Source organism: Sphingomonas oryzagri (genome assembly GCF_029906645.1).
In the GTDB taxonomy this organism is placed as follows: Bacteria; Pseudomonadota; Alphaproteobacteria; order Sphingomonadales; family Sphingomonadaceae; genus Solisphingomonas; species Solisphingomonas oryzagri.
On sequence record NZ_JARYGZ010000001.1, the window covers coordinates 129,091 to 141,702 of the forward strand.

The window sequence follows — 12,612 nt, forward strand, 5'->3', positions numbered from 1 at the left end:
CAGCCTAACCGAACCGGTCAGAGGCTGTCGATCCAGTCGATGACCTCGCCCAGCCGGTCGAGCTTGCGGAAGCGGGGATGATCGGCCGGCTCGTCCGCCATTTCGTGCGCCCACGGCATGGCGTGCGGAATGTGCGCGGCAAAGGCGCCGGCCGCGAGCGCGGGCAGGATGTCCGAACGCATCGAATCCCCGGCCATCAGCGCCTGTTCCGGCGTCACCGCGTGGCGATCGAACACGCGGCGGAAGGTCGCCTCGTCCTTGTCGCTGACGATCTCGATCCCCGAGAAGCGCTCACCGAGGCCGGAGGCGGCCAGCTTGGTTTCCTGGTGCAGCAGGTCGCCCTTGGTGACGAGTACCAGCCGCGCGCGGTCGGCGAGCGCGTCGAGCGCATCTTCGATGCCGGGCAGCAGCTCGACCGGGTGCGCCAGCAGTTCGCGCCCCGCCGCGAGGATGCGCGCCACCGCGTCCGAAGGCATCCGCTCACCGCCGACTTCCAGCGCCGCCTCGATCATCGAGAGGGTGAAGCTCTTGGCGCCGTAGCCGTAGAGCTTCAGGTTGCGGATCTGGATCGCATCCAGTGTGTCGCGGGCGACACCCGCCTCATCGAAGGGTGCGACGATCCGCTCGAACGCCGCGAAGGTCGCGCCGAAATGCTTTTCGTTGTGCCAGAGCGTGTCGTCGGCATCGAGGCAGATCAGCTCGATCGGCATCAGTCGACCCAGTCCAGCCCGATCTCGCGATAGAGCGCGCGGTCCTCTTCCCAGTCCGGCTTCACCTTCACGTGGAGGAAGAGGTGGACCTTCTTTGCGCCGAGCAGGGTGGCGAGTTCGCCCCGCGCGCGGCTGCCGATCTCCTTCAGACGCGCACCGCGCGCGCCGAGGATGATCGCCTTCTGGCTGTCGCGCGCGACGAGAATCTGCTGATGGATCGCGACCGAACCGTCGCCGCGCTCCTCATACTTTTCTGTCTCGACCGCGCACGCGTACGGCAGCTCGGCATGGAGCTGGAGATAGAGTTGCTCGCGCGTCACCTCGGCGGCGAGCATCCGGTCGGTCGCGTCGGAAACCTGATCCTCGGGGAAATGCCACGGCCCTTCCGGCACGCGGCTCGCCAACAGCGACTTGAGCGCCGGAACGCCATCGCCGGTGGCGGCGGAGACGAACAGGATATCCTCCGGCTGGAGTCTCTCCTGCAGCGTCTGGGCGAGGACGAGCAGCGGCTCCTTGGCCGTCACGTCCACCTTGTTGAGGATGACGATCTTCGGCTCGGGGCGCTTGGCGAGCGTTTCGACCAGCGGCTCGATCCGCTTGGTCAGGCCGGACTTGGCATCGACCACCAAGGCGATGACATCGGCATCCTCGGCACCGCCCCACGCCGCCGCGACCATCGCGCGATCGAGCCGGCGGCGCGGATCGAAGATGCCGGGCGTGTCGACCAGCAGGATCTGGCTATCGCCCTCGATCGCGATGCCCATCAGGCGGACGCGGGTCGTCTGCGCCTTGGGGCTGACGATCGCCACCTTCTGCCCGACGAGCGCGTTGACGAGGGTGGATTTGCCGGCGTTCGGCGCGCCGACGATGGCGACCAGGCCGCAGCGCTGGGTCATGACTTCAATTCCTTCAACAGATTGCGGGCCGCCTCGGTCTCGGCCTCCTGCTTGGAGCTACCCTTGGCCTCGGCACTGGCGCGGCCGGGGATCGAGACGGTGATGGTGAAGACGGGCGCGTGGTGCGGCCCGCCGCGATGGGTGGTTTCGTAGACCGGCGGGCGCCACTGCTTCGCGGCGGCGAGTTCCTGCAGCTCCGCCTTGGGGTGCTTGGGTGCCTTGCCCTGGCTATGGACGCGATCGCCCCATGCCTTGCGGATGAAGGCACGCGCGCCCTCGATCCCGGCCTCCACGAACAGCGCGCCGATCAGCGCCTCCACCACGTCGCCCAGCACGTAGGTGGAATATTGCGCGCCGTCGTCGCGGGCCTGCTTGCCGAGGCGGATATGCGGGCCGAGATCCAGCTCCTTCGCAATCTCCGCACAGGCATCGCCCGAGACGAGCGCGTTGAGTCGGCGCGAGAGCTGGCCTTCGGGTTCGGCCGGGAAAGTCTCGAACAGCCACTCGCCCATCACGAGGCCGAGCACGCGGTCGCCGAGGAATTCGAGCCGCTGGTAACTCTCTCCGGCATGGCTGGAGTGGGTGAGCGCGGTGAGGAAGAGGGCGGGATCGCGGGGCGCGTGGCCGAGGGCCTGCTCGATCTGCGGAGGCAGAGTGTCGCTCACCGAAAGCCGTGCCCGATCCGGCCCGGCCGCAGCGCGTGCCACCAGCTTGCCGGGTTAAGCCAGTGCGAGGAACCGTCGGTCGACCAGATGGTGAAGAGCGCGCGCCCCTCCAGATTCTCGGCCGGCACGAAGCCGATGCCCTGGCCGGGGATCGCCGGGAAGCGGCTGTCGGCGGACATGTCGCGATTGTCGCCCATCATGAAATAATGGCCGGCGGGTACGGTGAAGACCGGCGTGTCGTCCTGCGGCGTGTCGCCCTGGTCGAGCACGTCGTAGCTGATGCCGTCGGGCAGCGTCTCGCGATAGCGGGCGAAGCGGCAGGTTTCCTTGCCCTCGAAGTTCGCGCCGGGGCCGTAGGGCGTCTCAACATTGGCGATCGTGCTGCACTCGGTATTGGGCGCGATCGGGATGATGAAGTCGCTCTCGCGTACCTTGGGCACGGCCTTGCCGTTGAGCCAGAGCACGCCGCCCTTCATCTGGATGCGGTCGCCGGGCAGGCCGATCAGGCGCTTGATGTAATCGGACTTGTCGTCCGGCGGCGCGCGGAACACGACGACATCGCCCCGCTGCGGCGTGAAGCCCAGCAACCGGCCGTGCGGCCCCGGCGGCGCCCAGGGCAGGCTGAAGCGCGAGAAGCCGTAGGGCCATTTCGCGACCATCAGATAATCGCCGACCAGCAGGCGCGGCATCATCGATTCGGACGGGATGCTGCGCGGCATGATGACAAAGCTGCGGAGCGCCAGCCCCATCAGCGCGACGGACAGGACGAAGCGCACGACACCGCCCCAGCCTTCGGAGGAGCGACGGCGGGCGGATTTTGCTGGAGTCGAAAGCGTGGTGGCCACGTCCGGGCTTTGCGAGAGGGGGTGGCCGAGGTCAAGTCGAGTCGGCCTCCCGATCAGTCTGATCGGCACAGTGCGTTGGCGGAACGCGCTTCGCTCGCTACATCGCGCGGCGACATTCCCTTGCGATAGGATATCCGATGGCCGACCATGATTATGACCTGTTCGTGATCGGCGGTGGGTCCGGCGGCGTGCGCGCGGCGCGGATCTCGGCAGCGCACGGCGCGAAGGTCGCGATGGCGGAGGAATATCGCGTCGGCGGCACCTGCGTGATCCGCGGCTGCGTGCCCAAGAAGCTGCTGATCTACGGCGCGCATTTCGCCGAGGACCTGAAGGACGCCAAGCGCTTCGGCTGGCAGGTGCCCGATTGCGATTTCGACTGGCCGACGCTGCGCGACAACGTGCTGGCCGATGTCGACCGGCTGGAGGGCCTCTACCAGAACACGCTCGACAGCCATGGCGTCGAAACCTTCCACCAGCGAGCGGTCGTCACCGGGCCGAACGAGATCGAGCTGGCCGACGGCACGAAGAAGACCGCAAGGATCATTCTGATCGCCACTGGCGCGCGTCCCGCCGTGCCCGCCTGCCCCGGCCATGAACATGGCATCACCTCCAACGAGGCCTTCCATCTGGACAGCGTGCCGAAGCGGATCGTGATCGCGGGCGGCGGCTACATCGCCAACGAGTTCGCCGGTATCTTCAACGAACTCGGATCGAAGGTGACTTTGGTCAACCGTGGCAGCACGATCCTGCGCAGCTATGACAATAGTGTCGTCGACCGGCTGCTCCAGATCTCGGTGAAGAAGGGCATCGACTTCCGCTTCAACGCCATCTTCGAGAAGGTGGAGAAGCGCGAGGACGGCACGCTCGTCGTTCATGCCAAGGGGCAGGATCCGATCGAAACCGATTGCCTGATGTTCGCCACCGGTCGCCGCCCGAACAGCGAGGGGCTGGGCCTCGAGGCGCTGGGCGTCGAGATCGACGAACTGGGCGCGATCAAGGTGGACGAGGACGGCCGCTCCACCGTCCCCTCGATCTTCGCGGTGGGCGACATCACCAACCGCATCCAGCTGACCCCGGTGGCGATCCGCGAGGGCCATGCCTTCGCCGACACCCAGTTCGGCAACAATCCGCGCCGGGTGGATTATCATTGCGTGCCGAGCGCGGTGTTCAGCCACCCGCCGATCGCCGCCGTCGGCCTGACGGAAAGCGAGGCCAAGAACCGCTACGGCACGGTGAAGGTCTATTCGTCGGATTTCCGCCCGATGAAGAACGTGCTCGCCAACCGCGACGAGCGCGCGCTCTACAAGATGGTTTGCGATGCCTCGACCGACAGGGTGCTGGGCCTCCACATGATCGGGCCGGACGCGCCGGAGATACTGCAGGCGGCGGCGGTCGCGGTGAAGGCGGGCCTCACCAAGCAGCAGTTCGACGACGTCGTCGCGCTCCACCCGACGATGGCGGAGGAACTCGTCCTTCTCAAATAGTTGGTGCTGGCGTCGGCGGCCCGGATGGGGCAATCTCCCCCGAAATTGTCTGGGGAGGCAATGGGGTCGCGTGAAGAACAGGGTTGCGTGCGCGCTGGCGGGGCTGGCGCTGTGTCTGGGGGCGAAGGCGGCATCGGCGTCGTGCGGGGTCGGGAAGATCGGCGAACTGCCGGTCACGATGATCGACATGCAGCCGATGACGGATGCCAAGATCAACGGCCAGCCGGTCCGCTTCGTCGTCGATAGCGGCGCCTTCTACAGCGTGATCTCGCCAGGACGGGCGACCGAGCTGGGACTCAAGCCCGAGCCGCTGCCCGGCTGGATGATGCAGGGGATCAACGGCGAGACGCCGATGTCGCTGGTCACCGTCAAGACCTTCACCATCTCGGGCAGCGATCTGCCGCGCATCGAGTTCATCGTGGCAGGATCGGAAGTCGGCGGCGTCGGCGTGCTCGGCCAGAATCTCCTCGGCCTGGTCGATACCGAATATGATCTGCCGCACGGCACCGTCCGTCTGATGAAGGCGAAGGGATGCGGCAACAGCAACATGGCCTATTGGTCGACCGGCACCGACAAGATCGTCTCCGTCGTGGAGCTTGCGGCCTATGATCGCGCCAATGCGCAGACGGTCGGCACGGTCTGGCTGAACGGCGCGAAGATCCACGCGACCTTCGATACCGGCGCGCACGATTCCGTTCTCTCGATGGCAGCCGCGGCGCGGGCGGGAATCACGCCGAAGAGCCCCGGCGTCGAGCCGGGCGGCATGATCTACGGTTTCGGCCGACAACTGGTACGGAGCTGGATCGCGCCGTTCGACAGTTTCAAGGTCGGCGAGGGCGAGACGATCAGCCACGGTCGCATCCGTTTCGGCGAGTTCACCGGCGATACCGAGATGCTGCTCGGCGCCGATTTCTTCATCGCCCACCGCATCTATGTCTCGAACAGCCAGCGGCGCCTGTACCTGACGTACGAAGGCGGGCCGGTGTTCAATATCAAGGCGCGCTATCAGGATGCCAAGGGCACGGCGATCGCCGTCACCGACGCGCAGACGGACCCGACCACGGCGGAGGGCTATAGCCGCGCCGGTGCCGTGCTGCTGGCGCGCAACGACCGGGAGGGGGCGCTCGCCGATTTCGGGAAGGCGGTCGCGCTGGCGCCGACCGAGCCGCGCTACCGTCTGCAGCGGGCGGATGCGCTGTTCGATGCCGACCGCAAGGCCGAGGCTATGGCCGACGTGGCGGAGGCGATCCGGCTGAAGCCTGATTATGTCGAGGCACTGATCGGTCGCGCCGGTCTGCGGCTGCGGGAGGATGAACCCGACATCAAGGCGGTGCTCGCCGATCTCGATGCCGCCGACAAAGCCGCGCCACCGGCCGCGAACGAGCGGCTCGACATCGGCGGCCTGTACGTCGCCGCCGCCGAGCCCGCCCGCGCGGTGCCGCAATATGACCAGTGGATCAAATATCACCCGCAGGATGTCCGCCGGCCGGAGGCGTTGAACGATCGCTGCTGGGCGCGGGCGCTTGCCGGGATCGACCTGCCGGCTGCGCTCACCGACTGCAACTCGGCGATCCGCCAGCGGCCGGGCAACATGTCGATCGTCGACAGCCGCGCGCTGGTCGAACTGCGCATGGGCGACATCGACAAGGCGCTGCACGATTACGACGCGGTGATCGCGAAGGATCCGAAATCGGCCTGGTCGCTCTACGGGCGCGGCATCGCCAAGCAGCGCAAGGGCGATACGGCGGGAGCCAAGGCCGATTTCGAGGCGTCGGCTGCGGTCTCGCCCAAGCTCGCCAAGCGCGCCAAGGACTTCGGCATCAAGCCCTAGGCGCCGGACTCTCGCCATGCGCGGAGGATGGCGGTAGGAGCCGGCGCCTCCCTCATGCGTTTGGAGTCGCCATGGCCTCCCCGATGAAGTTCGATATTCCCCACAAGCTCGGCAAGGCCGAGGCGAAGCGGCGGATCGAGGCCGGCATCCCGAAGCTCGAGCGTCACATCCCCGGCGGCGGCACCGTGCAGGCCGACTGGACGGGCGAGGACCGGATGGCGATGACCGTCACCGCGATGGGCCAGAAGGTCTCGGTCGACATGCTGGTCGAGGAAGCGGTGGTGCACGCGACGGTCGCGGTGCCGCTGATGCTGTCGATGATGGCGGGCGCGATTTCCGGCTTCGTGCAGACCAGCGCGGAGAAGATGCTGGCCGCGCCCGCGTCCGATCCTCAGTCCGGGCCGCCGCCGCAGGCGTAGGTATAACCCTGCGCGCAGGCGTCGGTCTGGCGGTGCCAGGCGGCGATGCGCTTCTGATACTCCTCCTGATCGTACTGGTAACGCTGCATGTCCTGTGCGTGGGCGGCGAGGGCTGCCTGGTAGCGGGCATGTTCGGCGGCGTATGGATTGTCGGCGGTGGCGCTGTGCGCGGGCGCGTTGTAGCCGCGCCACGGGCGGCGGTTCAGATCGGCGGTGCGGGCGCGATCGGCGCGATGCGCGGCGTCGTCCGGCGTGCCCTGATCGACCTGATCCGACCGCGCATAGGGTTTGGGCGTCTGCCAGCCGTCGGCGGGTGCGGGCTGCGGGCCGGATCCTGATCCGGAGTCTTGCCCGGATCCCGATCCTTGGGTCGAACCCGATCCCTGCCGAGCGCCCGAGCCGTTTCTCGCACCGCGTCCGGAGCCGGATTGGCGCGTGCCGGCACCATAGGGATCATAGCCATAGCCTTCCGGAACCGGCGGGGGCGGCGGCGTCTGGTCGACGTGATGATGCAGGTCCGCGGTGCCGTAGCTTTCCGACGTGCCACCGCGCCACTGCGCGTCGTCATCCTGATAGGTCGGCATCTGTCGGGGCGCGGGCTGCGGATCCGACTGGGCGGAAGCGGCGGTGGGCAGCAGCAGGGCTACGGCGAAAAGCGGGCGATACAAGGGCGGGCCTCCGTGACGACAAGGCCCGCCTTATACAGCATCGGCTGACGAAGGGGTGAACGCCCACCTCATCCTCCCCAATCTATCTTGGGGAGGATCAAAATCAGCCGACCCGGTTCTTCACCAGATCGTCCACCACACTCGGGTCGGCGAGCGTCGAGGTGTCGCCCAGTGCGCCGATCTCGCCCTCCGCGATCTTGCGCAGGATACGGCGCATGATTTTGCCGGAGCGGGTCTTGGGCAGGCCCGGCGCGAACTGGATGGCGTCGGGCGTCGCGATCGGCCCGATCTCGTGACGGACATGCTTCTTCAGCGCCTGCCGCAGATCCTCGCTCGCCTCGATACCCGAATTGAGCGTCACATAGGCGTAGATTCCCTGGCCCTTCACGTCGTGCGGCATACCGACGACGGCGGCCTCGGCGACGTCGTCGTGCAGCACCAGCGCACTTTCCACCTCGGCGGTGCCCATGCGGTGACCCGAGACGTTGATCACGTCGTCGACGCGGCCGGTGATCCAGTAATAGCCGTCCTCGTCGCGGCGCGCGCCGTCGCCCGTCGTGTAGACGCCCGGGAAGGTGCGGAAATAGGTATCGAAGAACCGCTTTTCGTCACCCCACACGCCGCGCATCATGCCCGGCCAGGCGCGCGCGATGATGAGATTGCCCTCGGCCTCGCCGTGCAGCTCCTTGCCCTCGCCGTCGAGCAGCTTGGGCTCGACGCCATGGAAGGGGAGCGTCGCCGAACCGGGCTTGGTGACCGTGCCGGGGAAAGGGGTGATCATGTGGCCGCCGGTCTCGGTCTGCCACCAGGTATCGACGATCGGGCAGCGGCCGTCACCGACGACGTCGTGATACCAGCGCCACGCCTCCGGGTTGATCGGCTCGCCGACCGTGCCGAGCAGGCGCAATGACTTGCGCGACGTCGCCTTCACGATGTCGTCGCCTTCCTTCATCAGCGAGCGCAGCGCGGTCGGCGCGGTGTAGAGGATCGAGACGTCGTGGCGGTCCACCACTTCCCACATGCGCGCAGAGGTCGGCCAGGTCGGTACGCCCTCGAACATCAGGCTGGTCGCGCCGGAGGCGAGGGGGCCGTAGACGATGTAGCTGTGACCGGTGACCCAGCCGATGTCGGCGGTGCACCAGAAGATTTCGGGCGCCTTGTAATCGAAGGTGGTGCGGAAGGTGAGTGCCGCCCACAGCAGGTAGCCGCCGGTCGTATGGACCACGCCCTTCGGCTTTCCGGTCGAGCCGGAGGTGTAGAGGATGAAGAGCGGGTCTTCCGCCTTCATCGGCTCCGGCGGGCAGTCGGTCGAAACCTTGGCGGCGGCCTCATGGTACCAGACGTCGCGACCCTCGGTCATTGGCACGTCGCGACCGGTGCACTTGACCACCAGCACGGTCTTCACGCCCGCGAAGATCGTCGCCGCCTCGTCCACCGTCGTCTTGAGCGGGACGGTCTTTCCACCACGCCGCCCCTCGTCGGCGGTGATGACCACGGCGCTGCCGCAATCCTCCATCCGGCCCGCAAGCGAATCTGCCGAGAAGCCGCCGAACACCACCGAATGGATCGCGCCGATCCGCGCGCAGGCGAGCAGCGCGAAGGCGGCCTCGGGGATCATCGGCATGTAGACGGTGACGCGGTCGCCCTTCTGCACCCCCTGCGCCTTCAGCACGTTGGCGAAGCGGCAGACTTCCTCGTGCACCTGGGCGTAGGTGAAGCGCTTCGGCTCGGCTTTGGGATCGTCCGGTTCCCAGACGATCGCGACGCGGTCGCCATGTTCGGCGAGATGCCGATCGAGGCAGTTGGCCGAGACGTTGAGCACGCCGTCCTCGAACCAGCGGACGTGGAAGTCCTTTTCGTCGAACGACCAGTCGCCGGCCCTGGTCGGCGGCGTGATCCAGTCGAGCGAGCGGGCCTGCTCCAGCCAGAAGCCGTCCGGATCGTCCAGCGAACGCTGGTGCTGCGCGGTACGGCTGTCGGTCATGGCTTTCTCTCCGGTGTGTGGCGCGCTTTTGAGGCTGCCTGATGACGGTTGCAAGGGGCCGGAAGTATGACGCCCGGCGTTGCGCTGCCGCATCGACATGCTATCGCCTGCATGCCGGGGGGCGTGTGACGAACAGGAATATTCGCGTGGCAATCCGTACCGTTTCCGCACTGGCCCTGCTGATGGCCGCCGCCGCTCCGCTCGCCGCCCAGCCGCTCCACAGGTTCGAGGATCTGGTGATCGCGCCGGACGGCGATCGCGTCGCCACCGTGGAAAGCGGGCAGGAGCCGGATGCGCTCTCCGCGACGCATGGCGCTGTGGTGGTGCGGCAGACGCAAAGTGGGCGGATCGTGACGCGTATCGATCCCTGCAAGACCTGCGAATATGGCAACCTCGCCTACGGGCCGGACGGTCAGCTCGCCTTCGTGGCGCGAGATCGCAAGGCCGGCACCGCCACCCTGATGGTGCAGGGCGCGCACGGGGCGAGGCGGCTGGCGACCGTCACCGGCCTCGCCGCCGATCCGCGCTGGTCGCCGGACGGGCGCAGCATCGCGCTGCTCGTCACGATCGGCGCGCAGAAGGAGACAGGCGCGGTGCAGGCCGGCACCCGCCAGGTCGGCGAGATCGGCGAGACCAACGACGACAAGCGGATCGCGATCGTGCCCGTGGCGGGCGGCACGCTGCGCACCGTCTCGCCATCGGGCCGCTTCATCTACGAATATGACTGGACGCCCGACGGCAGGGGCTTCGTCGCCACCACCGCGAAGGGCAATGGTGATGCGAACTGGTGGGTCGCCACCATCGACGCGATCGATGCCGCGACCGGCGCGGTCCGCCCGATCACGGCACCTGCCACGCAGGCCAATTTCCCGCGCGTCTCACCGGACGGAAAGACGGTCGCCTTCATCGGCGGGCTGATGAGCGATTTCGGCTCGGTCGGCGGCGATGTCTGGACGGTGCCGTTCGCCGGCGGCGTCGCGACCGACATCACGCCGGGCTATCGCGGCACCTTCACCTCGCTGCTGTGGGGGGAGGGCGGCCTGCGCGCGACGGTTTTGCTCGGCGATCAGGCGGCGGTGGTGCCGGTCGATCCGACGCGCGGCCCGGCCGAGCCGCTGTGGACCGCCAAGGTGAAGATCGCGGCCGAGGACGCCAAGGTCGCGATCGCGCGCAACGGCACGATGGCGATGGTCGCGCAGGATTTCGAACATGCGCCCGCCATCTTCGCCGGGCCGATTGCCGCCCCCGTCCAGATCACCACCGAGAACAGCGCCTACAGGCCGATCGTGACCGCGCGCAGCCTTACCTGGCGGAGTGGTGGGCACGACGTGCAGGGCTGGCTGCTCGCCCCGCGCAATGTGAGCCTGTCCACCGCGAAGGCGCCGATGATCACGATCGTCCACGGCGGCCCTGCCGCTGCGGTGACGCCCGATTTCGTGTGGAGGGGCACCAACGCGGCGCTGATCGCCGCCGGCTACTGGCTGTTCATGCCGAACCCGCGCGGCAGCTACGGGCAGGGCGAGGCGTTCGTGCAGGCCAACAAGCGCGATTTCGGCGGCGGCGACCTGAAGGACATCCTTGCCGGCATCGATGCGGCCGAGCAGGCGGCGCCGATCGACGATGCGCGGCTTGGCCTGATGGGCCACAGCTACGGCGGGTTCATGGCGATGTGGGCCAACACCCAGACCAACCGCTTCAAGGCGATCCACGCCGGTGCAGGCATTTCGGACTGGATCAGCTATTACGGCACCAACGGGATCAACACCTGGATGATCCCCTATTTCGGCAAGAGCCTCTACGACGACGCCAAGCCCTATTGGGATATTTCGGCAATCCAGTTCATCGACCAGGCCAGGACGCCGACCCTGATCACGGTGGGCGAACGCGACATCGAGGTGCCGCCCACCCAGTCGACCGAATATTGGAACGCGCTGAAGGCGCATGGCGTGCCGACCAGCCTCGTCATCTATCCGGACGAAGGCCACGGCTTCCACGATCCCGCCCATATCGCCGACGAGCGGCAGCGCGTCGTCGGCTGGTTCGATCGCTACCTGAAGGGGAAATAGCGCATGACGACGAAGCCTTTTCCGGTGCTGGTGACCGGCGGTGCCGGCTATATCGGCAGCCATGCCGTGCTCGCGCTGGAGGATGCCGGCTGGCCGGTGGTGGTGTTCGACAATCTCGTCACCGGCTTCCGCTGGGCGGTGGACGAGCGCGCGCGCTTCGTCGAAGGCGACATCGGTGACGCGCAATTGCTTGCGCGCACGATCGAGGGCTTCGGCATCGGCGCGATCATGCACTTCGCGGGATCGGTGGTTGTGCCCGAATCCGTCTCAAACCCGCTCAAATATTACGGCAACAACACGGCCAACAGCCGCACGCTGATCGACGCCGCGGTGGCCGGCGGGGTCAAGCATTTCATCTTTTCCTCGACGGCGGCGACTTACGGCATCCCCGAGGCCAGCCCGGTGCGCGAGGACACGCCGACGATCCCGATCAACCCCTACGGCATGTCCAAGCTGATGACCGAGATCATGCTGAAGGACACGGCCGCCGCGCACCCGATCAACTATTGCGCGCTCCGCTACTTCAACGTCGCCGGCGCCGATCCGGAAGGCCGGGCGGGGCAGGCGACCGAGGGCGCCACCCACCTGATCAAGGTCGCGACTGAGGCGGCGCTCGGCAAGCGCAGCCACGTCTCGGTATTCGGGACCGATTTCGCCACACCCGACGGCACCGGGGTGCGCGACTATATCCACGTCACCGATCTGGCTGCCGCGCACGTGCTGGCGCTCGACGCGCTGATTGCCGAGCCGGAACGCAGCCTGACGCTCAATTGCGGCTACGGGCGCGGATTCTCGGTGCTGGAGGTGCTCGATGCGGTGGAGAAGGTCAGCGGCCTGCCGATCGAGCGTCGCTTGGAAGGGCGCCGCGCCGGTGATCCGGACGCGCTGATCGCCGGCAACGAGGCGATCCTCGAGGCGTTTGGCTGGCAGCCGCGCTACGGCCAGCTCGACACCATCGTCGCACACGCGCTGGCCTGGGAACACGGGCTCGAGGCGCGGCGCGGGGAGCGCTGACAACCGCATGGTAAGGGATGGAGGCTAGGG

The 12,612-nt window shown here is 67.5% G+C and carries 11 protein-coding genes; 5 read left to right on the forward strand and 6 right to left on the reverse strand.

Annotated elements, in window-relative coordinates; translation table 11 throughout:
* Positions 1–17: 17 nt before the first annotated feature.
* The 4 genes from QGN17_RS00685 to lepB are packed head-to-tail and all read right to left on the reverse strand — an operon-like array spanning position 18 to position 3,116.
* On the reverse strand, positions 18–710 hold the full coding sequence (locus tag QGN17_RS00685; RefSeq protein WP_281042594.1) for an HAD family hydrolase: 693 nt from the start codon (positions 708–710) through the stop codon (positions 18–20).
* Positions 710–1,606 (reverse strand): GTPase Era, encoded by an 897-nt coding sequence (era, locus tag QGN17_RS00690; RefSeq protein WP_281042595.1) that lies wholly within the window; start codon positions 1,604–1,606, stop codon positions 710–712. Before era ends, QGN17_RS00685 begins: the two co-directional genes overlap by 1 nt.
* Complete coding sequence (rnc, locus tag QGN17_RS00695) at positions 1,603–2,271, reverse strand: ribonuclease III (RefSeq protein ID WP_281042596.1); 669 nt, start codon at positions 2,269–2,271, stop codon at positions 1,603–1,605. Before rnc ends, era begins: the two co-directional genes overlap by 4 nt.
* Positions 2,268–3,116 carry a signal peptidase I gene (gene lepB, locus QGN17_RS00700; protein WP_313790146.1) on the reverse strand — a complete coding sequence of 283 codons (849 nt, stop codon included), beginning with the start codon at positions 3,114–3,116 and terminating at the stop codon, positions 2,268–2,270. Before lepB ends, rnc begins: the two co-directional genes overlap by 4 nt.
* 137 nt (positions 3,117–3,253) lie before the next feature.
* On the opposite strand from lepB, the gene gorA reads away from it, so the two are divergent.
* From gorA to QGN17_RS00715, 3 genes are all read left to right on the forward strand, one after another.
* The gene (gene gorA / locus QGN17_RS00705) at positions 3,254–4,600 is read left to right on the forward strand and encodes a glutathione-disulfide reductase (protein ID WP_281042597.1); all 1,347 of its coding nucleotides are present in this window, start codon (positions 3,254–3,256) and stop codon (positions 4,598–4,600) included.
* A 70-nt stretch (positions 4,601–4,670) separates the two neighbouring features.
* Positions 4,671–6,431 carry an aspartyl protease family protein gene (locus QGN17_RS00710; RefSeq protein WP_281042598.1) on the forward strand — a complete coding sequence of 587 codons (1,761 nt, stop codon included), beginning with the start codon at positions 4,671–4,673 and terminating at the stop codon, positions 6,429–6,431.
* Positions 6,432–6,502: 71 nt separating this feature from the next.
* The gene (locus QGN17_RS00715) at positions 6,503–6,850 is read left to right on the forward strand and encodes a polyhydroxyalkanoic acid system family protein (RefSeq protein WP_281042599.1); all 348 of its coding nucleotides are present in this window, start codon (positions 6,503–6,505) and stop codon (positions 6,848–6,850) included.
* Here the strand turns inward: QGN17_RS00715 and QGN17_RS00720 are convergent.
* Both QGN17_RS00720 and acs read right to left on the reverse strand, forming a co-directional pair.
* Entirely contained in the window at positions 6,823–7,518 is a 696-nt protein-coding gene (locus QGN17_RS00720; protein WP_281042600.1) for a hypothetical protein, read from the reverse strand. The genes QGN17_RS00715 and QGN17_RS00720 overlap by 28 nt on opposite strands.
* Before the next feature lie 103 nt (positions 7,519–7,621).
* On the reverse strand, positions 7,622–9,502 hold the full coding sequence (acs, locus tag QGN17_RS00725; protein ID WP_281042601.1) for an acetate--CoA ligase: 1,881 nt from the start codon (positions 9,500–9,502) through the stop codon (positions 7,622–7,624).
* 146 nt (positions 9,503–9,648) lie between these two features.
* Between acs and QGN17_RS00730 the strand changes: the two genes are divergently transcribed.
* Complete coding sequence (locus tag QGN17_RS00730) at positions 9,649–11,568, forward strand: S9 family peptidase (RefSeq protein ID WP_313790147.1); 1,920 nt, start codon at positions 9,649–9,651, stop codon at positions 11,566–11,568.
* Positions 11,569–11,571: 3 nt separating this feature from the next.
* Positions 11,572–12,582: a UDP-glucose 4-epimerase GalE gene (gene galE / locus QGN17_RS00735; RefSeq protein WP_281042602.1), complete on the forward strand. Its 1,011-nt coding sequence runs from the start codon at positions 11,572–11,574 to the stop codon at positions 12,580–12,582.
* Positions 12,583–12,612: the final 30 nt, after the last annotated feature.